At 26.4% G+C, this 24490-nt stretch carries 25 protein-coding genes and 5 tRNA genes; 7 read left to right on the forward strand and 23 right to left on the reverse strand.

The window, feature by feature from the left end; genetic code table 4:
* The first annotated feature begins 4 nt into the window (after positions 1 to 4).
* From AAHF53_RS02290 to AAHF53_RS02305, 4 genes are all read left to right on the forward strand, one after another.
* The gene (locus AAHF53_RS02290) at positions 5 to 196 is read left to right on the forward strand and encodes a hypothetical protein (RefSeq protein ID WP_342190106.1); all 192 of its coding nucleotides are present in this window, start codon (positions 5 to 7) and stop codon (positions 194 to 196) included.
* A gap of 53 nt (positions 197 to 249) precedes the next feature.
* Entirely contained in the window at positions 250 to 654 is a 405-nt protein-coding gene (locus AAHF53_RS02295; protein WP_342190107.1) for a hypothetical protein, read from the forward strand.
* A 74-nt stretch (positions 655 to 728) separates the two neighbouring features.
* Positions 729 to 1277 carry a hypothetical protein gene (locus AAHF53_RS02300; RefSeq protein ID WP_342190108.1) on the forward strand — a complete coding sequence of 183 codons (549 nt, stop codon included), beginning with the start codon at positions 729 to 731 and terminating at the stop codon, positions 1275 to 1277.
* Between the two features lie 325 nt (positions 1278 to 1602).
* Complete coding sequence (locus AAHF53_RS02305) at positions 1603 to 2130, forward strand: integrase core domain-containing protein (RefSeq protein WP_342190109.1); 528 nt, start codon at positions 1603 to 1605, stop codon at positions 2128 to 2130.
* A gap of 47 nt (positions 2131 to 2177) precedes the next feature.
* Here the strand turns inward: AAHF53_RS02305 and AAHF53_RS02310 are convergent, their stop codons facing one another.
* The 13 genes from AAHF53_RS02310 to AAHF53_RS02370 form a co-directional block, all read right to left on the reverse strand.
* Positions 2178 to 2873, reverse strand: coding sequence for a hypothetical protein (locus tag AAHF53_RS02310; protein ID WP_342190110.1), 696 nt, complete (start codon positions 2871 to 2873; stop codon positions 2178 to 2180).
* A gap of 126 nt (positions 2874 to 2999) precedes the next feature.
* Positions 3000 to 3407 (reverse strand): hypothetical protein, encoded by a 408-nt coding sequence (locus AAHF53_RS02315; protein ID WP_342190111.1) that lies wholly within the window; start codon positions 3405 to 3407, stop codon positions 3000 to 3002.
* 11 nt (positions 3408 to 3418) lie between these two features.
* Entirely contained in the window at positions 3419 to 5188 is a 1770-nt protein-coding gene (locus AAHF53_RS02320; RefSeq protein ID WP_342190112.1) for an ABC transporter permease, read from the reverse strand.
* 12 nt (positions 5189 to 5200) lie between these two features.
* The gene (locus AAHF53_RS02325) at positions 5201 to 5497 is read right to left on the reverse strand and encodes a hypothetical protein (protein WP_342190113.1); all 297 of its coding nucleotides are present in this window, start codon (positions 5495 to 5497) and stop codon (positions 5201 to 5203) included.
* A 48-nt stretch (positions 5498 to 5545) separates the two neighbouring features.
* Entirely contained in the window at positions 5546 to 6031 is a 486-nt protein-coding gene (gene greA / locus AAHF53_RS02330; RefSeq protein WP_338967205.1) for a transcription elongation factor GreA, read from the reverse strand.
* A gap of 40 nt (positions 6032 to 6071) precedes the next feature.
* Positions 6072 to 6509 (reverse strand): Holliday junction resolvase RuvX, encoded by a 438-nt coding sequence (gene ruvX / locus AAHF53_RS02335; protein WP_338967206.1) that lies wholly within the window; start codon positions 6507 to 6509, stop codon positions 6072 to 6074.
* Complete coding sequence (gene alaS, locus AAHF53_RS02340; RefSeq protein WP_342190114.1) at positions 6497 to 9244, reverse strand: alanine--tRNA ligase; 2748 nt, start codon at positions 9242 to 9244, stop codon at positions 6497 to 6499. The genes ruvX and alaS overlap by 13 nt, the downstream gene beginning before the upstream one ends.
* Positions 9245 to 9270: 26 nt before the next feature.
* On the reverse strand, positions 9271 to 10932 hold the full coding sequence (locus AAHF53_RS02345; protein WP_342190115.1) for an AI-2E family transporter: 1662 nt from the start codon (positions 10930 to 10932) through the stop codon (positions 9271 to 9273).
* A gap of 403 nt (positions 10933 to 11335) precedes the next feature.
* Positions 11336 to 11857, reverse strand: a complete 522-nt coding sequence (locus AAHF53_RS02350; RefSeq protein ID WP_342190116.1) for a hypothetical protein — start codon at positions 11855 to 11857, stop codon at positions 11336 to 11338.
* A 69-nt stretch (positions 11858 to 11926) separates the two neighbouring features.
* A complete protein-coding gene (locus AAHF53_RS02355) occupies positions 11927 to 12670 on the reverse strand; it encodes a hypothetical protein (protein ID WP_342190117.1) in 744 nt (247 codons plus the stop codon).
* Positions 12671 to 12749: 79 nt separating this feature from the next.
* Complete coding sequence (locus tag AAHF53_RS02360; RefSeq protein WP_342190118.1) at positions 12750 to 13667, reverse strand: type I phosphomannose isomerase catalytic subunit; 918 nt, start codon at positions 13665 to 13667, stop codon at positions 12750 to 12752.
* Positions 13668 to 13670: 3 nt separating this feature from the next.
* Positions 13671 to 15674: a fructose-specific PTS transporter subunit EIIC gene (locus AAHF53_RS02365; protein WP_342190119.1), complete on the reverse strand. Its 2004-nt coding sequence runs from the start codon at positions 15672 to 15674 to the stop codon at positions 13671 to 13673.
* Between the two features lie 84 nt (positions 15675 to 15758).
* Positions 15759 to 16016 (reverse strand): hypothetical protein, encoded by a 258-nt coding sequence (locus AAHF53_RS02370; RefSeq protein WP_342190120.1) that lies wholly within the window; start codon positions 16014 to 16016, stop codon positions 15759 to 15761.
* Between the two features lie 587 nt (positions 16017 to 16603).
* Here AAHF53_RS02370 and AAHF53_RS02375 point away from each other — a divergent pair.
* Together AAHF53_RS02375 and AAHF53_RS02380 are read left to right on the forward strand one after the other, a co-directional pair.
* Positions 16604 to 17044 carry a hypothetical protein gene (locus AAHF53_RS02375; protein WP_342189465.1) on the forward strand — a complete coding sequence of 147 codons (441 nt, stop codon included), beginning with the start codon at positions 16604 to 16606 and terminating at the stop codon, positions 17042 to 17044.
* 75 nt (positions 17045 to 17119) lie between these two features.
* Positions 17120 to 18202, forward strand: a complete 1083-nt coding sequence (locus AAHF53_RS02380; RefSeq protein WP_342189464.1) for a DDE-type integrase/transposase/recombinase — start codon at positions 17120 to 17122, stop codon at positions 18200 to 18202.
* 126 nt (positions 18203 to 18328) lie between these two features.
* On the opposite strand, the gene AAHF53_RS02385 is transcribed toward AAHF53_RS02380, so the two are convergent.
* Entirely contained in the window at positions 18329 to 19027 is a 699-nt protein-coding gene (locus tag AAHF53_RS02385) for a hypothetical protein (protein WP_342190121.1), read from the reverse strand.
* A gap of 282 nt (positions 19028 to 19309) precedes the next feature.
* Here AAHF53_RS02385 and AAHF53_RS02390 point away from each other — a divergent pair, with 282 nt between their 5' ends.
* Positions 19310 to 20071, forward strand: a complete 762-nt coding sequence (locus AAHF53_RS02390) for a Pr6Pr family membrane protein (protein WP_342190122.1) — start codon at positions 19310 to 19312, stop codon at positions 20069 to 20071.
* 313 nt (positions 20072 to 20384) lie between these two features.
* On the opposite strand, the gene metK is transcribed toward AAHF53_RS02390, so the two are convergent.
* The 9 genes from metK to AAHF53_RS02435 form a co-directional block, all read right to left on the reverse strand.
* Positions 20385 to 21548 (reverse strand): methionine adenosyltransferase, encoded by a 1164-nt coding sequence (gene metK / locus AAHF53_RS02395; RefSeq protein ID WP_375315612.1) that lies wholly within the window; start codon positions 21546 to 21548, stop codon positions 20385 to 20387.
* Positions 21549 to 22063: 515 nt separating this feature from the next.
* Positions 22064 to 22348, reverse strand: coding sequence for a PTS sugar transporter subunit IIA (locus tag AAHF53_RS02400; RefSeq protein ID WP_342190123.1), 285 nt, complete (start codon positions 22346 to 22348; stop codon positions 22064 to 22066).
* 1 nt (position 22349) lies between these two features.
* Positions 22350 to 23273, reverse strand: coding sequence for a 1-phosphofructokinase (gene pfkB / locus AAHF53_RS02405; protein WP_342190124.1), 924 nt, complete (start codon positions 23271 to 23273; stop codon positions 22350 to 22352).
* Positions 23274 to 23478: 205 nt separating this feature from the next.
* Positions 23479 to 23554: transfer RNA gene (locus AAHF53_RS02410), tRNA-Phe, on the reverse strand.
* A 9-nt stretch (positions 23555 to 23563) separates the two neighbouring features.
* Positions 23564 to 23639: transfer RNA gene (locus tag AAHF53_RS02415), tRNA-Asp, on the reverse strand.
* A gap of 3 nt (positions 23640 to 23642) precedes the next feature.
* Positions 23643 to 23719 (reverse strand) — tRNA-Met (locus tag AAHF53_RS02420).
* A gap of 24 nt (positions 23720 to 23743) precedes the next feature.
* Positions 23744 to 23836, reverse strand: a tRNA-Ser gene (locus AAHF53_RS02425).
* 17 nt (positions 23837 to 23853) lie between these two features.
* A tRNA-Ile gene (locus AAHF53_RS02430) sits at positions 23854 to 23930 on the reverse strand.
* 150 nt (positions 23931 to 24080) lie between these two features.
* Positions 24081 to 24464, reverse strand: a complete 384-nt coding sequence (locus AAHF53_RS02435) for a hypothetical protein (protein WP_342190125.1) — start codon at positions 24462 to 24464, stop codon at positions 24081 to 24083.
* Between the last annotated feature and the right edge of the window lie 26 nt (positions 24465 to 24490).

Here is a 24490-nt window from a genome sequence, read left to right on the forward strand (position 1 = left end):
TAGCATGTTGAACTGATTACTTGGTCTTTCTGGGATTAATCTTTTAATTCGCCCCCTTGCCGATATTGCCAAAACAACGATTAATTTTACCAAAACCGCCTTTCCGGTATTTGAAGTTATTCCAGCATTTCAGATGTTACTTGAATTTGTAGTGCCATTAGCAATCTTATTAATGATATTAAAAAAGTTCTCTTAAATATTGTCATTATTTTTTATAATATAATTCCTTTGAAAGGAGGATTTTTCTTTATGCGAAAATTTTTATCAGCTTTAAATTTAGTATGTGTAATGTTTATTTTTGGATGTAGAAGTAATAATATTGCAACTACTGATAATTTTAAAAAATATGAATTAGTCTTTGCTGAAATTTTAAATAGTGAACTATGACTTAATTCGCCAACAGAAGATAGTTATAGACTTTATTTCCCAAATGATATTTTACCTAACGATTTGAAAAATAAAAACTTATTTTTAAAAGGTCAAGATAATATTGAAAGTGTTCTTAATTTTTATAAAAGTAATGGTATAGATAATAAGGGTATACTAATAACAATTCCAAAAATTATTAATGTAAAAATTAAATTTCAATTAATACAATCTCAGTTAGTACAAATTTGATATATAACTTCATTCTATGCCGAAATACCTAATTAATTAGCAATTTTAATAAATATGTTTGAAAATCGTATTAAAAAATACGGTTTTCTTAATTTAAGGAGTTTAAAAAAATGAAATATATTATTTCCCAAGCTGATTTAGCAGATTTAAAAGCAAAAGTCCAAAGTTGATTAAGTGCTAATTGCCGTAATCCTTATTACTATAAAACTAAAAAACGCATTACTGCATATTTAAATTTATGTACTTATTTCTATATTGAAGAACCTACTTTAACAAAACTTATTAAAAAATATTTTAAGAATGCAACGAAAACCTTTTATCGTTGGGCACAAAAAATTATGACTGCTTATTATTCTGACAATTTAGATTTGTTATTGTTTAAAACTACAAAACCACAAAATCTTAATTATCAATATAGTTTAAATTCTCGCGAAAAAGTATGTGATTTATATTTTGATTACAAAAATCTCCATGCTGGCGGAATGTGGTCTTTATTTAACAATTTAAAAATCGGTTTTCGTGATGTTAAAAATTCGGAAGTTCCGAAAAATATTAAAACTTTTTATCGTTGAATTAAATCTGACCCTTGTTGAAAAGAATTAAAACAACAAATCAAACAAACTAAACGTCATTTTAAGCGTTATGAAGTGGGCGCATAAAGTTTTGTTAGGTGGGTAAAGATTTGAATAATTTTGAAAGAAAAGCAACTAAAAATTTATTACCTTTTTACTTGAAAAATAATTAATAAAACAAAATATTTAATATTAACAAACATATTCTTAATAAAAGGTTATAAAAACTAAGTAAAATGCTTATAAAAACAACATTAAAATAATTTTTTACAACAAAAATCATACATAAGAAATATATACTTAATTTGCATATTGAAATAATTTATAGTAAATGACTATTTTTTCTTTTTTAAAAAATACCTAAGAAAACTAAACGCGACCTTATGAAGTCTCCGAGATTGGTCTTTTACAAATGGATGCTAAAATTATTACCCCAACAAATTTTCCGGTTGATAAAAAATATTACATTTATGATTTCATTGACGAAATGACACGCATAGTATTTGGCTATGTTTATGATAGTTTAGGAACTAACAATGCCCTTAATGCTGTGCAAAGAGCAATGAAAGATTTTCGTGAATTTGGCATAACCATTAAACGCCTTCGTACTGATAATGCTCCGGAATTTACTACCACTAACTGAAGTAATAAAAAATCATACAAAGTAAAAGAAAGGCCTTTTACAACCTTTCTTTCAAAAAGTGGAATCATTCACGAGACAACACCAATTCGTTCGCCTCAATCTAATGGGAAGATTGAACGATTCCACCAACATTATACCAAATTATTTTACTCTAATTTTAAGGATGAAAAATTAAATCAAAATGAATTTCAACATTATTTAAACAAATATTATTACTTTTATAATTTTGAACGTCCTCATTCATCATTAAATACTAAAACTCCATTTCAAACATTACAAAAATTTTTAACAAAGTAGTTTCTAGAAGTTTGAATAATTATTTCTTATAAATTTTTAATATTTTTTTATGACTTATAAAACTCAATTGAACTATCTTGTTTAATTTCTAAAGTAGAACTAACAATACCTCCAACACTATATAATTCAGCAAGATATAAAACACCCAACATTAAATGATTATTTTTAATATATTTTATAACACTAAATTTTACTTTCGCGCTATGACGAGTTAATTTATAATTAATAGATTCATCAAATAAAGTTGAATAATTAGTTCTACCAGCAAGAAGGGATGCCCCTTTGTGAAAAGCATCTTTCATCGTTGTCATTGATTTAATTGGTGTTAATGCTTTTGTTGGATTACCACCTCAAACAACAGTTTCACGTTCTTCTTCAACATTTCTATTGTGATCCGAAAAACCATCAAAATTAAAATTTATAAAAATATTTTTTTCAATTTTTCCATTATTATCATGTCTATGAAAATTTATATTAACATTGGAAATTTTAATACTGTTATAAGTTGAATTAAAATCATTTCAATTTGTAAATCCAAATATTTCTGTTAAATCATATGAATCATATTCATATGAATCATAACTATGTGGAATTACAGCTGAACTAAGTTCAAAAGAATGATTATTTTTTTTGTTTAATAACTCTTGTTTCATTTGATAAGTACTAGGACTGGCAGCAATTAATAACGGCATCGCAGTTCCACTAATTGTTAATACACTTAATAAACTTAAAAATTTTTTCATATTAATTAATTTCCTTTTCGTGAATTTTTACTAATTAATAAAATTAACACCCTTTCCTTGCTCCAAAAATTAATCTGCAGTCTCTTTGCCTTGGAATTTAATTATAAACTATTTTTAAAAACTTCCTTAGAATTTGTCGTTATTTATAAAAATTTTAAATAAAAAAATAAATCCATCCCTTTTTAAAAACTGCTTGTACTTGTCATAAGTCTGTGGTATATTACAATTAAAAACACGATAAATAGTTGCTTTTTTAGTATCAGGTTTTATTTCTTCATCTTGTCAATCAACGAGATAATATGCAAATTCTCTATTTGAATTGTGGTTATAAATATTAGATGTCTGAGAACCAATTATATCTTGTAAAGCAATATACTCATATTGTTGATTGTAAAAATAAGCAGTCGTTGCCGATTGTTTTGTATTGTTAGCATTAAATTGGTCATAATCAGTAATATTACGATATTGTTCATTATAGCTGTTACTGCCAGCAACTTTTCATTCGGAATGAAAACTATCAATTTTATGATTCATTGTATCCACAGTTAAATATTGTAAAAATAAGCAGTCGTTGCCGATTGTTTTGTATTGTTAGCATTAAATTGGTCATAATCAGTAATATTACGATATTGTTCATTATAGCTGTTACTGCCAGCAACTTTTCATTCGGAATGAAAACTATCAATTTTATGATTCATTGTATCCACAGTTAAATATTGTAAAAATAAAATAAACGAAGCTAATAACAAAATACTACCACTTACTAATCATTTTCCAAATGATTTAGTAAAAAAAGCTACTGAAAGACGAAATGAAAACGGAAATTTAACTACTAATGATTTAAAAAAATGTGCTGCTAAATAACCTTTACTACTATTGGAAGCATAAATTAATTGTAGTACGGGCATTCGTAAAAGAAAGGTTGTTAATCTTCAACAAACAAAAGTAAATAACAATGGTAAAAAGATAAAAAATATTAATAAAATTTTAATATCAAAATAAATCGTTACAATGCCAAAATTATAAATTAACATTGCTCCTGAAAATTGCTTTTGAAATAATAATGAAATGCCAAATCCTAAAATAGCCGCTAAAGATGTAATAATAAAAATTGAACCAATAAAATTAAACGAAATTTGTCAACCTTTATAACCAAATGATTTTAAAATTCCAATTTGAGTGCGTTGGTCATTAATTTCTTTACGAATAAAAAAAGATACAATTAAAACTAATGCTGACATTGAAATAAAAGTTAAAGCAATAAAAACAATACTTTGAATAATTAAATTACTTATTAATTCATCACTTATAACTTTAATAAAATTCTTATTAACATCTTCAATTAAAGTTTTTTCTTTTAATTGCTTGTAAATATCTTTTTGAGCTTGAACTTCATCACCACTAATTGTTAAATAAATATTAGAATTTTCAAAACTACTTTTAGTATCATTACGAAAATGATCATCAAATAAAAGATCAAGGGTAGTATAAATTACGCCATTATCTTTAGGACTTAACTGTTCGGGAATTACTGTTTGAATTAAACTATTTTTTTGAATAAACTTTGTTGTATAACTATTTCCGATACCGACAACAATAAATTTATTATTTTTAATTATAAATGAATCATTAATTTTAATATTATGGACATAACTATAAGTCTCACTAATAACAATTTCATCATTTCTTATCGGAATTCGTCCTTTAACAATACTAACAGGATTATTATTAATTAATCCAATATTTTCTAAATCAAAACTAGGAACAATATCAAATTCCTGACCATTATTATTTTGAATGCGTCCTTTAAAAAATAATGAACTTTTAATATTTTGAGAGTTTGTTGCCATTAAAATTCGCCAATTACGAATGCTAGTTTCACGAAGTGGAACTTTATCACTATCTTTATTTTGAGTGGTGACAATTAAATGGATTGAACAAAGCATTGGATCAATAAAAGGCTCTTGTTTATTTTGATTTTCAATTTGACAATTAAAACCTTCATTTTCAAGTTTTGCTAACATTAGCATTAATTTAGCATTATTATTTTCAAAAGGAATGCTAGTGTGTTCTGTTAAATCAATAGTTGTATTGCTACTATCATTAATTAACTTTAATTCTGAGGGATTAGAAATACGATGTGTTGGTCGCAAAGAATTTTTATAGATTAAATCATACTTTGATGTAATTTGTTGATTGTTAGCAAACATGGCACTAAAAATACTAATTGCTAGCACCAGCAAAATTAGTAAACCAATATATTGTAAAAATCGTTTCTTAATAGAACGAAAAGAGTTTTTTAAAAGAACAAACATCTACTTAACCCCTTATTTGGCAACACTGACAATAAAGTGAATATTATTGGGTTTAATCAATATTGATTCATTAATATTATTAATAATGTGGTTTTGCAAATGCTCGCAAAGAGTTTCTAAATTTGTCTCTTTATTTACTTTTAAAACTATTGATACCACTCATTGCTCACTAAAAAAATTAATTTTAATATTTTTTCTCTGAATATCTAATGCTGGAAATGATTTTAAATATGAAATTAATAATTTTTTAATAACTAATTGACTAATTTGCAAAGTACCACTTTTATTTGTCAGAACAGTTAACTTCACGATATCACTCCAAAAATCCACTACTTTAAATTTTTAATATTTAATATTTTATTTTCCAATTTCTAAAATTTTAACTTTATATTTTGTTTCTTTACCTTTAATTTCAACAATATCATTAACACTACGATCAAAAATGGCTTTAACTAAGGGAGTCTCATTAGAAATTTTATTTTCAAAAGGATCAGCCTCCACAGTACCAACAACTTTAAATGTTGATTTATCATTAGTTTCTAAATTAAGAATAGTTACTATTGAACCAATTCTAATGGTTTTAGTTCCTTGACGATCAGTAGCAATAACTTTAGCTCGTGCTAAAGTATCTTCAATTTCTTTAATTCGACCTTCAACTTCAGCTTGGCGATTTCTTGCTGATTCATACTCAGCATTTTCTGATAAGTCACCTTGGTTTCGCGCTTCAACTAATTCTTTAATTACTTGTGGACGAATAATATTGATTAACTCATTTAATTCTTGATTTAATTCTTCTTTACCTTCTTTAGTTAACAAAATTTCATTATTGTTATTATTTTCCATTACTTTGTCTCCTTTATTCAATATGTATTATAAATATATATTATTTGTCTTTTTTTGCTTTTGCAAGATGTTGTAAATAATCAAAATAGTTTTGTAAAATTAATTGAGCTGCTAATTTATCTTTATTCATTTTTCGTTTTTTCCGTGAAACATTAGCAGTTAACATTATTTGATTAGCCGATCGTGATGTTAATCTTTCATCTCATAAAATAATTTCGCAATTAGTTTTTGTTTTTAGTTGCAAAACAAAATCTTCAACCATTATTGTTGTTGTACTTTTAGTTCCATTCATATTTAAGGGATGACCAACAATAATTATATCAGGATTTTCTTGTTTAATAAATTGTAATACTAAATTAATAGCTTGAGAAAAATTATATTCAGGAAAATTAATTGTTGTTTTTGATAAACTAATAATTCCTTGACCAATAGCTAAACCAATTGTTTTGCTACCCACATCTAAGCCTAAATATTTCATAACGCATCTTCTTGTTTTAATTGTTGTAATAATTCTTGCATTTTTATTTCATTATTAAATCCACCTAAAGCTAATTGCATATTTCCGCCACCAGAACCTTGACATTGTTTTGTTAAAGATTTAACAATTGTAACGGCACTTAATCCTTCTTTAATTAAAGATTCACTAACAACTACTAATAACGAATTTTTTGTATTAATATTTTTATTAGTAAAAATAATTACTAATTTATTATCTAATAACCGATATTTATCCGCTAATAACTTTAAAGTAGCAATCGCAAGATCATTAAATTGATAAATTAAAATATTATATGTTGGCAATGAAATAATTTCCAGATTTTGATATTGATTAATTTGTTCTTTAATTAGTTTTTGTTCAGCTTTTTTTTCTCATTTTTTAAAAGCAATTTGAAGTTCATAATATAATGTACGCAATTGTTTTCATATATCATTACTAATATTATTCATACTAGTAATGGTATTAAATAGTTGTTCAAGATAACTATCTGTTAATAAATTTTTATTATATTTTGCGAATTTTTCAGCACTTTTTGTTTTTAAATCTTTAATTTGTTCATCATAATAATTATTAATTGTTTGTTTTGATGTTAAAGCTTGAAAACGATAAATACCAGTTCCTTTGGATTCAATACTAGTAATTAATAATTGTTCAATATCACCTGTATATTTAACATGTGTTCCCCCACATAATTCAATAGAATAATTACCAAACTTAACAACACGAACTTCTTTGTCATATTTCTCGTTAAAAAAAGCCATAGCATTCATTTTAATTGCTTCATCATAACTAGTAATATAAATTTCACAACTATCATTTTGTGCAATTCATTTAGTAACTAAATCATTAATAGCTTGTAAATTTTGGGTTGTAATTTCTTTATTGTAAGCAATATCTAGGCGTAAATATTGATAGTTATTAAATGAACCAATTTGCATGGCATCAGCACCTAAAATTTCTCTAATCGCTGAATGCAATAAATGAGTTCCCGAATGATTTTTCATTCCATAATTACGATGATGATGATTAATAACAGCACAAACAATATCATTAGTTTTTAAAGTACCGTTAACTTGGATCCGATGAATATGTTGCTTATTGGGTGCTAATTTGACATCAATAACTTCACCAAGCATTGTGGCATTACTAATTATTCCTGTATCGTTAGCTTGACCACCTTTTTCAGCATAAAATGGTGTGGCATCAAGTATCACATCAACAATATCATCTTTAACTGATGTTAACATTTCTTCACCATAAAATAAAGCTACGACTTTAGCTTGCGGATTTTCTTCTACTTCGTAACCAATAAAAATGCTAGGGATTTTTAAATCTAATAATAATTTATTTTGCATATCCATCGCTTCAATTTGTTGATTACTTCGTGCATTACGAGCATCTTTTCTTTGTTCTTCTAATAATTCATTATATCTTACTAAATCAATAGTAATTTTTTTTTCACTTGCTAACTCAATAGTTAAATCAATCGGAAAACCATAAGTATCATATAGTTTAAAAGCATTTTCAGCCGTAATTGTTTTTTCTTCAATTAGCATTTCATTAAAATGATTAAGACCTTGTTTTAGATTATTAAAAAACTTTTCTTCTTCCTTTTTAACAGTACTAGTAATAATCTCTTGTTTTGCTTCTAAATGAGGATAATAATCTTTCATCAAGTTAACAACAATAATAACTAATTTATATAAAAACGGTTCATTAATGTTCAATTTATGACCATAAACCATTGCTCGACGAATTAAACGGCGAATAACATAACCGCGATCTTTATTACTAGGAAAAACACCATCACCAATAGCAAAAGAAACCGCTCTAATATGGTCACTAATAACTTTAAAGGCAACATTAATTTTTGTTTGTTCATTAGGTTTTTCAAAAATATTATTTGGAACATAAGAAACTTTAACTAATTTAGTAATGCCTTCAATTATCGGTAAAAATAAATCAGTTTCAAAATTAGTAGGTACTTCTTGGATTATACAAGCTAATCGTTCTAAACCTGCTCCTGTATCAATATTTTTACGAGGTAAATCATGATAATTACCTTGCCCATCATTATTACTGTCTGAAAAAACAATATTTCAAATTTCTAAATAACGATCATTTTCAATATCATCTTGCAATAACTTCAAACCATAGTTTTCTTTATCTCAAGCAGTTCCCCGATCATAAAAAATTTCCGTATTTGGACCACAAGGACCCTGACCCATATCTCAAAAGTTGGTATCACGACTCCCTAAAATAATCAGACTTGAATCTAAACCAATAACTTCTTTTCAAATTTTAATGGTATCAGTATCATCTAGAAAAACAGTAACAACCAGTTTATTAGCATCAATACCTAATCATTGTTTACTAGTTAAAAATTCTCAAGCAAAAACAATAGCTTCTTTTTTAAAATAATCACCAATTGAAAAATTACCTAGCATTTCAAATAAAGTATGATGTCTTGCTGTGTAACCAACATTTTCAATATCATTAGTTCGCAAGGCCTTTTGTGAATTTACTAATCGTTGATGAGGTGGAGCTTTTCTACCATCAAAATACGGTTTTAAGGCTGCAACGCCAGAATTAATTCATAATAATGAATTGTCATTAACAGGAATTAATGATGCACTAGGTAAAGCATAATGACCATTTTTAATAAAGAAATTAAGAAATTTCTGTCTAATCTCACTAGTTGTTAAGTATTTCATTAATTTATACCCCTTTAATTTAAAATTTATAAAAGCAATTTCTTATTATAAATATCGTTAGCAACTGCTTTAATTGTTGCTATTGTTGGTACCGCAATAATCATTCCTCAAATACCAATAATTGCCCCAAAAATAGAAATTCCCATTAATATTGTCACCGGATGTAATTTGGTTACTCGTCCAAAAACTTTTGGATAAACAAAAGCATTTTCAATTAATTGAACAATAAATGCACCAACTACAGCAACAATCATTGGTACCCAACTAACTAATTCATTTGTTCCTGATGGTGCTACTAAAGCATCTAATACTCCCGCTAAAGCAATGGGAACCATTCCAATAAATGGTCCCACATAAGGGACAATATTAGCAAAAGTCATAAATAAACCTAATACCGCAAAAGAACTTTTATATGTGGAACCACCCGCCACATAACCAGCAATAACTATCATAATAGTTGTAAAAGTAAACATATAACTCATATCAATTAATATTCCGCGACCATAACCAAATAAAGATTTTTGCAAAGCATTAGCAATAATTTCTTTGCGTTTAATATTTTTCCCAGGAATTAATTGCGTTTTTAAAAAATTAGTAAATGATTTATCGCCACCTAACAAAAACATTGTAATCATAATCGTAATAAATAAACCATAAAAAATACTAGCTATCGTTCAAAAATAGCGATTAAGAAAAATATTAGTTAAATTGGAGGCTGTTGTATAACCATAAATTGTATTAATAATATCAACTAAAAAAGTTGCTGAAAAAAATCATTGTGCTGTGGCGCCAAAACTAAATAGTAACTGATACATTTTCCCTAATTTGTTACCATCAAAAGCATCACCAATTTTTGCATTATTAATTACAACTTCATTTACTATATTTAAATCATTGTCATCTATAGTAATGTTATTTGCTATTAACCATGCTTTGATTTCAGTATATAAATTTTTAAAATATTCACTAACACTATCTAATGATGGTTGTTTTAAGTAGCGCAAATAATCAACAACAAATTTATTAGTTGAATCCAAATAAATACCATAGTCATTGCGTAATTTTGTTAATAAAATTTCCCAAGCACCTTTTTTATCAATAAGTGCTTTAGTTTTAATTTGACCTAATATGTCTTGTCAATTATCTTTTATTGGTGTTCAATCAACATTAGTTTGTAATCGTCATTGTTCAGTTTCTGTATCATAAGCAAAACCAAAGATATGTGATAAAAGTGATTTATTTTGATCAACACCTGTACCTTTTCAATTATCTAATCTTTCTTTAATAACTGTACTATCACCTAAGAACTGACTAATAAAACTTACAAATTGGTCAATAAATAATCAAAGCAAAAAAACAATAATAAAAATACCAATTATTAGAGAAATAAAAAAAGTTAAATATTTTGCCACAGTTTTATTAAACTTTAATTTAATCAAACGATAAATTAACGGATTCAAACCTCAAATCATAGCTAATCCTAACGGAATAAAAGCTAAAATAACATTAAGAATAATTTGATCAGCACCCGTAAGTTTTAATAATAAAAGAACTACTAAACAAATTAAAATTATAAATAATCATCTTGTTCATTTGTGGTCAAAACTAATAGTAAATTTGGAAGAATTACCTTTACTGTTACCATTATTCGTTTTTATTTCAATGTTTTTAGTATCTGTTCTTTCCATTTTGCAAATCGTTCCTTAAAATATTTTAAAAAATAAATTTACAATTAAAATTATATCATAAGAAATTAAATTTATTAAGAATACCTAAATGGTGGGGTCGCGTTTAGTTTTCTTAGGTATTTTTTAAAAAAGAAAAAATAGTCATTTACTATAAATTATTTCAATATGCAAATTAAGTATATATTTCTTATGTATGATTTTTGTTGTAAAAAATTATTTTAATGTTGTTTTTATAAGCATTTTACTTAGTTTTTATAACCTTTTATTAAGAATATGTTTGTTAATATTAAATATTTTGTTTTATTAATTATTTTTCAAGTAAAAAGGTAATAAATTTTTAGTTGCTTTTCTTTCAAAATTATTCAAATCTTTACCCACCTAACAAAACTTTATGCGCCCAATTCTATTTCAGTTTAATAACAAGAATAGTTAAAGTTTCATAACTAAGTCTTCAAACTCAAAACTGTTCATTATTAAATTCAAGATAAAATGATTTGCCAGTTTCACTAAGTTTAATTTGAGGATTTCATTGCATATGGGTTAGGAAAAAATTAGATATCATTTGTTTTTTTTCGGTTCGTAAAACTTTCTCTAAACATTGTTGTCCTAAAATATTCAATAAAAAGAAATTATGATGCGTATTTAATAATTTATCTAATCAAATATGCATGATTTTAACTTCAGTAATTTTAAATTGGAGTTGTGTTTGTAAAATACCAACTTTAATTGTTATATTAAAATGATTATCATTCTTTTTAAGTTTTTCATTAATATTTTGCGAACTATGAAATAATTGAATTTTCGAATGAATATTCTTAGCTAATTTTAATGCTAGTTGATAAGCATTGCTTCTGATATGACTAGTTGTTAAAAAATGTTGTTCAAAAGAAAATGATTGACTAAATAACGATTTTACTTTTGTCATTATTTCAAAATCTGATAAACCAATATTTTTTAATTTTATTGTAATGGTTTATATTAATTAATATATTAATTAATATAAACCATTACAATAAATCTTTTGAGTTCCTGAGTTTAAATTTTTATTTTCATCAAAATAATTTCATAATTTAACTTGCACAACTTTACTATCATTACCTAAATAATTTTTAAGTTCTTGATTTATTTTATTAATAACATTTGCTTGGATATGATTAGCCGTAAAATTTCAATCATATTCAATTTCAAAAAATTTTTTTACTTTAATAATAAGGTCATTAAAATCTTCTTCTTCATTTATTTCTTCTTCATCATTTAAAGTCATAATATATTTATCAAGATTCATTATCATATTACTAATGATGATTAACATTTGCTCGCGTTCATAGTTTCCTAAAATTAATAAATTAGATATTATTAACCGATTATGTTTCACCTGTGTCATTATTGTTTTTAATTTAGTTTTTCAATCATTTAAGTATTTTAGTTTATTTACCTTATTAATTGATAAATCTTGAAAAATTTGAATTTGTAAGTTTTTAATTTTTGTAACTAAAACATCAATTTCATTTTGCAAACGAATAAATTCATTTAACCGGTATTCATTTGTTAAATTAGGGTCTTGAACAACTTCTAATTGTTCGTTTATTAATGTTTTAACATTTTTATATCAAGAATTAATATTAGTATCGTTATTAGAAAATAATAAATAATCATTTTTACTATTTATTATTGTAGCTACAACACTATTACTTCCTAATAAAGTTCCTATAATACTAAATAATATTGAAAATTTCACAATTAAGCACTCTCCTTAATTATTATGATATCAAAGAATAATAAAAAAATAATCAAGTGATTGATTATTTTTTAAAATTTTATTTACAATAACTAACTAGTAATTTTATTGTTCCCGTAATTGTTAATTGCATTATTTTATCATCTAAAATGATTGCTGATTCACCCATTTTAAAAGGTTCATCATTAATTGTTCCTGCTCCACTAACAACTGTTAATTGTAATCACTTAGTTTCATTAAAATCGTAAGTTGTTGGCAATGAATTATTAATTAAATGTAATGAAAAATATTCATTATTAACTAATAATCCATTTTCGCGATGAATAACATCTAAGTTAGTATCAGGAACAGTAATTGTTGCTAAACTATCTTTTAAATGTAATGCTCGTAAATTTCCTTCATCATCTTTACGATCAAAATCATAAAGACGATAAGTAATGTCAGAAGATTGTTGTAATTCAAAAATTGTAACTTCGGGGGTTATCGCATGAACTTTACCAGGCGGAACATATAAAAAATCTCCGGGAACGATGGCAACTTCTTTTAAAAAATGCTTTCATTGCTTTTCATTAATCATTGTTGTTAATTGTTGATTATCATTAGCGTTATGACCATAAATAATTTTAGCATCTTTGGGACAATCAAGAATATATCAACACTCTGCTTTTCCTAGACTTTGATGATGAGTTTTAGCATATTCATCATTGGGATGAACTTGAACACTTAAATAATCATCACTAGTAATAATCTTACTTAATAATGGAAATTCATTATAAGTTAAATTAAATAAATTTTTATTTCTTTCATAAAACTCTTTTAATGTTAGTCCTTGAAATGAACCGTTTATAATAGCAGTAGGATTTGAATCTAAAGCACTAATTACTCAAGCTTCTCCCATATTTGTTTCATTATTAATATCATATCCTCAATTTTGAAGGCGATGAGAGCCTCATATTTTTTTAAGAAATTGCGGTTTTAATTTTAAAATTTGTGACATTAATTATTTCCCTCTTTTAAATCAAGTAGTATATTTCATAAAATTATATTTTTTTAAATTTAATTCATTATTTTTTATCATTAGTAATAGTCCATATGAAAAGCAAGTTATTAAGGTTCCAACAGCAATGATAATTAAGAAAATTGCTGTTTGTGACCCATATGGAACGGCGCCAAGGAATGCCATAATTGGTCCTCCATGTTGGGCATAATTTTGAATTGAAAAAATTCCCGCTAATCCACCAGCAATTGATGAGCCAATAACATTAGCAATAATAGCTCTTTTAGGGTCCCTAATTGCAAAAGGAATTGCACCTTCAGATATACCAATTGTTCCCATAATTAATGAGGCAATTCCTGCTTGTCGACTTTCAGCATCAAAATATTTACGAAAAATTATTGTACTTAAACCCATTCCAAGCGGTGCTACGGGAATAGCGGCTGCTATTGTTCCCATTGGTTGATAAATTTTCATTGTAACTAATGTACTAGCAGTAAAGAAAGCAACTTTATTAATTGGACCACCAATGTCAAATCCTGCCATTGCTCCAATTAATAACCCCATTGCAAAGGCAATTCCTAAGCCAATATTTTGATTACCATAAACTCAGGATAAACCATATTGCACTCAAGTCATAACATAAGAAATTGGGGCACCAATAACAAAAATAAATGTTAAAGATAACAATCCTCCAACCAAAATGGGAATAACAAAAATTGGAATGGCTGCTGATAGTGATTGTGGTACTTTTCACGAATTAATTCATTTTACTAAATATCCTGCTACTAATCCAGCGATTAATGCACCAACAAAACCCATTGGTACCATATCAATTGGTTTATTTGTAACTGAGTCAATAATATTTACTTTAAAAAACTTAAAAAAATTATTTCCCTCGTTTCCTATTAATGATGCTACCATTGCTGGCACTAAAGCAGCCCTACCCGCAATTGAATAAGCAATAAAACCACCTAAAATAGGAATCATTAAATACATGGCACTAGCTCCAATAATATTTAAATATTTTAAAAATTCAATATCATTAGGGGTAGCATTATTGTTTCCTGTAATAATTTTTGCTAAGCTAATAGATAGTGCAACTAAAATCCCTCCCAAAATAACAAAAGGTACCATATAACTAACACCGGTCATAAAGTGTTTTAAAATAGAACTATTATTTTGTTTATTTTTAGTACTAAAATTAATTGCAGACAATACTTTATTACTATTTAAAGCATCAATTAATAATTGTTCAGGATTTTTAATTGCTTGACTTACTTTAACTTGTAAAATTTTTTTATTAGCAAAACGACTTAAATCAACGCCAATATCAGATGCAATTAAAACTGCATCAGCATTAGCAATATCTTCATTAGTAAATGAATTTTTAACTCCCGCTGCTCCATGAGTTTCCACATTAATGCCATAATCTAACTTCTTTGCTGCTTGTTTTAACTTGTCAGCAGCAATATAAGTATGAGCAACACCAACTGGACAAGCAGTAATGGCTAAAATATTTGTTGGTTTTGATACTATCTTTGGTTCGTTAGCTTCTTCGCAAAACAAAGCATTAATAATTTCTTCTTTACTAAGACTATTTGTTAAAATTTCTTTAACTTTTTCATCTAATAATCTTTGAGCAATGGAACTTAAAATATTTAAGTGTAAATCACTAGCTTGAATTTTAGGAACAAGTAAAACAATTGCCATTTGTACAGGTTGATCATCAATTGCTTTTCAATCCATTTTTTGTTTAAAACGCAAAAACATTACTGCTGGTTTTTTAATGACATCATCTTGGGCATGCGGAATTGCTAAACCGGCACCCATTCCTGTTGATGTTAAAGCTTCTCTTGCTTTTAGTGCTGTAATTAAAATAGTATTATCTTGACTGTTAATAATATTATTTTTAGCAGCTAAACGAGCAATTTCATTAAAAACATCATCTTGACTATTAACATCAAGATTAAAAACAATATTGTTTAATTTTAATAAGTTTTTATTCATTTTTTTATTACCTTTACTATATCTTTATATACTAATATTATCATATTTTTAGAATTTTAAATAATATTATTTTAATGTGAAAATTTATTGTATTGTTATATCATTTAATTTATTAATCATATTATCTGGCAATATTGGTGCTGATGGCATTGATTTTAACATTTCTTCCTTTATTCTTGTTTGCTCAGCAGAAGTTAAGTTATTATATAGTTCATTTTTATAATTTTCTAATTTCATTAAATGTTCTTGGCGATTTTTAATTTCAGTAATAATTTCATTTTTTTGTGCCATTTTCTGATTTTTTCTTATTTTTAATTCTGTTAACTTATTAATTGTATTCATACTCTTGTCAATCCATCCATTTTGAATTTCTTGGAGTAGTCTTGCTTCACGAATTATTCTTAATTGTTCATAATAATGAAGTTTTCTAATTTTGGAAATGACTGATATAATTTATTTTCTTCATTTTGAATAATTAATAATATCCTAAATGTTTGGTCGCGTTTAGTTTTCTTAGGTATTTTTTAAAAAAGAAAAAATAGTCATTTACTATAAATTATTTCAATATGCAAATTAAGTATATATTTCTTATGTATGATTTTTGTTGTAAAAAATTATTTTAATGTTGTTTTTATAAGCATTTTACTTAGTTTTTATAACCTTTTATTAAGAATATGTTTGTTAATATTAAATATTTTGTTTTATTAATTATTTTTCAAGTAAAAAGGTAATAAATTTTTAGTTGCTTTTCTTTCAAAATTATTCAAATCTTTACCTACCTAACAAAACTTTATGCGCCCCCATTTTCGTCTTTGTATTTATCTAACATTTATACTTCACCTAGGAAATAATATTATCAAAATAGTAGATAAAATTAAAGGTTATGTACCAAGTCTAATATAATTCCTTTGAAAGGAGGATTTTTCTTTATGCGAAAATTTTTATCAGCTTTAAATTTAATATGTGTAATGTTTATTTTTGGTTGTAGTAAAAATAGCAACGATTTTAAAAAATATGATTTCTCATTTTCCGAGATTTCAAATAGCTATTTAACGGTAATTAACGGGGGTCCAACTATGTTTATAAATATTGATGATGTTAAAAGTCAATTGCCTTCTAATGTTGTTCCTGATATACATGTGTGGACTGAGTTTGATTCTCACAGTTTTAGATATGATGGTTATTCAACTAGACAGGAGGTTCAAAACTTTTATAAATCTAATGCAAAAAAAGTTAGCGGTAATTTTGGTAACACTCCTTATGATAGATATATTATTGATAAACTTGTTGATGTTAAAATTACATTTTCTAATAAAAATTATCGTCAAGAATGAGGCGTAATATCTTTTTCTGCCGAAATGCCTCATTAATTTAGTAATTTAATAAATATTATTGAAAATCGTATTAAAAAAATACGATTTTCTCAATTTAAGGAGTTTTAAAAAATGAAATATATTATTTCTCAAGCTGATTTAGCGGATTTAAAAGCAAAAATCCAAAGTTGACTAAGTGCTAATTGCCGTAATCCTTATTACTATAAAACTAAAAAACGCATTACTAACTATTTAAATTTATGTACTTATTTCTATATTGAAGAAACTACTTTAACAAAACTTATTAAAAAATATTTTAAGAATGCAACGAAAACCTTTTATCGTTGGGCGGAAAAAATTATGACTGCTTATTATTCTGACAATTTAGATTTGTTATTGTTTAAAACTACAAAACCACAAAATCTTAATTATCAATATAGTTTAAATTCTCGTGAAAAAGTATGTGATTTATATTTTGATTACAAAAATCTTCAAGCCGGTGGAATGTGGTCTTTATTTAACAATTTAAAAATCGGTTTTCACGATATTAAAAATTCAGAAGTTCCTAAAAACATCAAAACTTTTTATCGTTGAATTAAATCTGACCCTCGCTGAAAAGAATTAAAACAACAAATTAAACAAACAAAACGCCATTTTAAGCGTTATGAAGTTTCCGAGATTGGTCTTTTACAAATGGATGCTAAAATTATTACCACATCAAATTTTCCGGTTGATAAAAAGTATTACATTTATGATTTCATTGACGAAATAACACGGATAGTATTTGGTTATGTTTATGATAGTTTAGGAACCAATAACGCAATTAATGCCGTACAAAGAGCAATGAAAGATTTTAGCGAGCTTGGCATAACCATTAAACGCCTTCGTACTGATAATGCTCCTGAATTTACTACTTCTAACTGAAGTAATAAAAAATCATACAAAGTAAAAGAAAGGCCTTTTACAACCTTTCTTTCAAGAAACGGAATTGTTCATGAAACCACACCAATCCGCTCGCCTCAGAGCAACGGAAAGATTGAACGATTCCACCAACATTATACCAAATTATTTTATGCTACGGATAAAAAATTAAATCAAAATGAACTCCAACATTATTTAAATAAATATTATTACTTTTATAACTTTGAACGTAGTCACTCATCATTACAAAATAAATCGCCATTTCAAACATTACAAAAATTTTTAACAAAGTAATTTTTGTAAGTCTAAATAATTATTTTCTATTTTGGCAAAACAAAAACCAGTAATTTTAATTAGTTAAAATTACTGGTTTGAATATTTTTCTTCGTTTTACAGAGATTAAATTAATATTTTTTCACTTTAATTAAATCTAACTTGAGACATTCCCTCTCATAAACTATCTCATCAATTATCAGATGCTTTATCTAAAAAAGTAGAGACACCATAACTACCTCCGCCAATTATTAATCCAGCAATTGGTCCTCCGAAAATTGATCCTATCACACCAGTAACTCCCGAAATTATACCCTTAAAAATATCTCTTTCAATATGTGTTTCAGTTTTAATTTTAAAATTTTCATTATTTTTTAGAACTGGATTACTTTCTGGTTTTATTTCTTTACCTAATTTCATAGCTAATGCATCTATTTTATTACTTGTTCATTGTTTTCCTGCATTTCTTTTTTGTCGTGTGTCAACCTGAATTCATCATTGTTGATTTCTTTCATTTCTAATTTCGTTTGCTCACTGTGTTAACCCTTGTTGTCATTCTCAAACTGAATTATTATATGATTGTTGAGCTTGTAAAAAATGTTGTTGAGCTTGAGAAAATTGTCAATGATTTTGTGTTCTTTGAAATTCGTTTGCTGCATTTTGATATGCTTGCTCGACATTTTTTCATTCGTTTTGAATATAAATTCATTGGGTCTCTCCTCATCGTTTGCTTCTTTTTAAAATTTTTTCTTCTGTTTTTATAGATGAGGGGCTGTTTGCAACTAATGTTAATGTTCCACTTCCTGCTGTTATTATTGTTCCTAAGATTCCTAGTATTTTTTTCATAGTTAATCAAATTCCTTTCGTGAATTTTTACTAATTAATAAAATTTATTCAACAATCAACAACCTTTCTCCAAATTTTAATCTGCAATTTCTTTACTTTGGAATTTCATTATAAATTATTTTTAAAAATTTTCTGCATTATTTTATAATTTATCATCCCTTTTTTAAAAAACTGCTTGTACTTGTCATAAGTCTGTGGTATATTACAAGCAAAATTTTAAAACAATCCGTTGTCTAATTTTGATATAATATTTTTAATTAAAAAAAATCTACGGAGGGTCTTATGAAACCAACACGAGGAAAACTAATCTTTAAAATATTTGCTTTCATATTTACAATAGCATTTTTAATTGCTACATATATTAATTCAATGGTATTAAAATTATGAGTACCTAAATCTGACTTACCATTTCTATATGGCGATTTTACAGTTCAGTATTTATCTTTTTTTACTACGCAATCAAATATCATTGTTGCCATATGATTTCTATTAGCAACAATTAATTATCAAAATGAAGATAAAAATATTTTAACAGGACAAACAAGCAAACTTTTCATAACTAGTTATATTTCCGTAACTTTTTTTGTTTGACTTACAGTCCTAATTCCCACCGCTTTTAAAGATATGGGAATAAATGCCTGAATTTATGGCGTTGCCCAACACATTATTGTCCCTTTATTAATGATTATTTATGGCATCTGAAATATTGGCAGTAATAAAATTGAATTAAATAACTATTTTAAAAAAAATATCTGAATATACTTAAGTTATCCATTAACATACATTATCTATGTTATGCTTCGTGGCGAAATGCGCTGAGCAGATGGTAAAGAAAACTTATCATACCCCTACTTTTTCTTAAACCTTCATAATAAAAATTTTGGAATGAATGGGGTTTTAGTATTTGTTATCTTTGCAACTTTAATTTTATTTTTATTTATTGTATTTAACTTACTATACATATTTATTAACAATTTTAAAAATAAAAAAATATTAGAGGTCGCGTTTAGTTTTCTTAGGTATTTTTTAAAAAAGAAAAAATAGTCATTTACTATAAATTATTTCAATATGCAAATTAAGTATATATTTCTTATGTATGATTTTTGTTGTAAAAAATTATTTTAATGTTGTTTTTATAAGCATTTTACTTAGTTTTTATAACCTTTTATTAAGAATATGTTTGTTAATATTAAATATTTTGTTTTATTAATTATTTTTCAAGTAAAAAGGTAATAAATTTTTAGTTGCTTTTCTTTCAAAATTATTCAAATCTTTACCCACCTAACAAAACTTTATGCGCCCAATATTAGAAAATAATTTAAATTTCAAAAATGAGAATAACTAGTTATTCTCATTTTTACTTATCTTTAACATAATCTTTTAATTGTTCTAAATAATCCAATTTTTCTCAACTAAAATTATCATCTTTACCAAAATGACCATAAACGGCAGTTTTTTGATAAATCGGTTGCATTAACTGCAAACAATCAATCATTCCTTGCATCGAAAAATCAAAAACAGCACTAATAGCACCACTAATTATATTAAGAGCAATCTTTTCAGTATTAAATGTTTCAACATAAATAGCAATCGGATCTTTCATACCAATAGCATATGCCAATTGAATTTCACATTTATCAGCCCAATTTAAAGCAACAATATGTTTAGCGACTTTTCTTGCCATATAAGCAGCGGCCCGATCAACCTTAGTAGCATCTTTACCAGAAAAGGCACCACCACCACTACGAGCATATCCACCATAAGTATCCACAATAATTTTTCTTCCTGTTAATCCCGTATCGCCATAAGGTCCACCAACAACAAATCTTCCTGTCGGATTAATCAAAAATTTAAAATCAAAATTTAAATTATATTTCTTAGCAATAACTAACATAATTTTTTGATGAATATATGTTTTAAATTCACTTTCATTATAATCAGGATGATGTTGAATTGACATTAAAATCGTATCAATTTTAGGTTGTAACCAATCAGTATAATCAATCGTTACTTGTGATTTCATATCAGGACGAGCATCTTTAAATTGTTGATTTTTTCTTAAAGAAGAAGCCAAATGTACTAAATCATGGGCAATTTGAATGGCTAACGGCATATAAGTTTTAGTTTCATTAGTAGCATAACCAAAAATAATTCCTTGATCACCTGCTGCTAATTGATGATTATGTTCCACACCACGAATAATATCTTGTGACTGACTATGAATTAATACTTGAATATGACAAGTATTACCATTAATACCAATTTTTTCATCAATATAACCAATATCACAAATAACTTTTCTAGCAATCGCTTCATAATTTACAATTGCTAATGATTTAATTTCGCCACCAATAATAACCATATTAGTAGTAATAAACACTTCACAAGCTAGTCTTGTTCGCGGGTCTTGTTTTAAACAAGCATCCAAAATAGCATCAGCTATTTGATCACAAATCTTATCAGGATGTCCCTCACTAACAGATTCACTAGTAAATAATATTTTTCTCATGCTTTCCTCCATTAATATTTATTTAAATAATATAAAACCTTCTTTAACTAAAAAGAAGGTTTTATATTTTAGATATAATCCTTCCCTTATTGTTGGTATTTACCCTGCTAGAAGCACCTTCTTTTAAAAATAAAAGGGTTGCTACTGGTTAAAACTAGCATATCCAGTTCAGAATAAGTGAATGAAAATTTTAAATTGTTCCTAAAAATATTAACATTAATCACTTAAAAATGCAAATCACTTAAAAATAATGGTCGCGTTTAGTTTTCTTAGGTATTTTTTAAAAAAGAAAAAATAGTCATTTACTATAAATTATTTCAATATGCAAATTAAGTATATATTTCTTATGTATGATTTTTGTTGTAAAAAATTATTTTAATGTTGTTTTTATAAGCATTTTACTTAGTTTTTATAACCTTTTATTAAGAATATGTTTGTTAATATTAAATATTTTGTTTTATTAATTATTTTTCAAGTAAAAAGGTAATAAATTTTTAGTTGCTTTTCTTTCAAAATTATTCAAATCTTTACCCACCTAACAAAACTTTATGCGCCCATTTACTAGTTTTAGCAAAAATAATCGTTGCTTTTTTAACATATTTGCTACGATTATGAGGAATAGCAATTCCATCACCAATTCCTGTTGTTCCTTGTTCCTCACGAATTCAAATATCGTTTTCAAACTTTTCAGCATTACTAACAACTTTTTGTTTATATGCCAAATGACAAAGTTTACTAATAGCTTGCTTTTTAGTTTTTGCCTTCAAATTTAAATCCATTACTTGTACATTAAATAAACTATCAATTTTCATCTTACTTTTTCAACCTTTCTACTTTAATTAAGGGAATTAATTTTTCAATATCTTGAACAGTAGCTAATCATTTTGTAAAACTTGTTGCTGCTCCACAAGCTGCCGACATTTTTAAACTATCTTCAATTGATTTTTTATTAACAAAATAACTAGCAATAAAACCTGCCAACATTGAATCACCAGCCCCTACTGAATTAATTAATAAACCTTCTGCGGCACTAACACGATAAACTTCATTATCACTGGTAATATAAATTGAACCTTTTTTACCTAAACTTACCAAAACATTATGAACACCTTGTTGTTGTAATAATTTAGCCGCCGTTATTATTTGCGAATCTGTTATTAATTTCTTATTACATAATTGTTGTAACTCTGCTAAATTAGGTTTAATTAATAACGGTTGATACGATAAACAATGTTTTAAACTATCACTATTAATATCTAACGAAAACTTAACTTGTTTTTCATTAAGAACTTCTAAGAATTGTTTAAGTTGCGATTGATCCATTCCATTTGCTAAATTACCAGAAATAACAACAAAATCATCGGAATGATAATCACTAACTTGTTTGATAAATGCTTCTCAATCACTAGCAATAACTAATGGACCCCTAGCATTAACTTCTGTTTCTTGATCATTTTTAATTTTGACATTAATGCGAACCATTCCTTTAATTAATATAAAATTAGCAAGAATATTTTCTTCTTTTAACTTTTGTAAAATTAACTCATTATTATTAGTAGCTAAAAATCCGCTTGTAATAGTTTTTATTCCCAATCGGGTAAGAATAATAGCACAGTTAATACCTTTACCACCAGACTGCAAATATTCTTCATAACAACGATTAGTATTGCCAACAGTAAAATTGTCTACTTTTATTGTATAGTCAATTGCTGGATTAAAAGTAATTGTATAAATCATTAGTTTATTCTCCTTTCTCTAATTATTATTTTATCTTAAAGATGATAAAAAGTCTTTTTTATTAGTAAAAATGAAATATCATAATATTAAAAAGTAGTTTTTGTAATTAATTACAAAAACTACTTAAATTAGATTTATTTTGGGTTTCTTCAACTATTTTAAAAAAACCAGTTAATGCTTTTTTAAATTTTAATTCATAGTCTAATGGTGGTTCGGGGCGGAATCGAACCGCCGACCCCTTGAGCTTCAATCAAGTGCTCTACCGACTGAGCTACCGAACCCTAACTAACTGGCGGTCCCGAAGGGAATTGAACCCTCGATCTCCTCTGTGACAGAGAGGCATGTTAACCACTACACCACGGGACCAATTGGTTGCGGGAGGAGGATTTGAACCTCCGACCTTCAGGTTATGAGCCTGACGAGCTACCAGACTGCTCTATCCCGCGATATGTTTCGTTAATAATTACTAATGGCGGAGGTGAAGGGATTCGAACCCCTGCGAGTTTTTATACTCCTTGCGGTTTTCAAGACCGCCCCCTTCAACCAGGCTTGGGTACACCTCCATAAAATAATACCATAATGGTGGACCCTGTAGGGCTCGAACCTACGGCCATCCGGTTATGAGCCGGATGCTCTAACCAACTGAGCTAAGGGTCCAATAGCAAAACTAACTTATATTTAATTGGTTGTTTAAATCAATAAAATTGTCACTAATCTTAAACAAAATAAATTATAATAAAAATAATGCAAGTTTGCAAGCAATAAACCAAGATAAATAAATAAAGTTTACTATTTCTATTTAATATTCTAAGAATTCATATTAGATTCAGGACTTGCTAAAGATTCAAATTTACCACAAAGAACTAAAATGCCACCAATAAAACCAGAAAAAATTCCAAAAATACCTGCCAAAATATAATTTTGACTCTTTTTAACTAATACTAAACTATTAGTTACTATCGCCATCACTGCCAAAATTACTAAAATAACATTAATAATTCAAAATACGCCAAATATAAATCCACTAAAACCAATAAATCCAACAACTCCAGCTCCAATTAAAGTATACGCCAATGAAATTAGAGCAAAAAATAAAATAAATCCCGAACTAATAATCGTTATAATTAGTCCTGCTTTCATTAATCCATTAGGGCCAATATTAGTTTGATTTAAATTAGAATTATTAATCATTTTTAAAACATCCCTTCTTTTTTAAT

The organism is Spiroplasma endosymbiont of Dilophus febrilis (genome assembly GCF_964030685.1).
In the GTDB taxonomy this organism is placed as follows: Bacteria; Bacillota_I; Bacilli_A; order Mycoplasmatales; family Nriv7; genus Nriv7.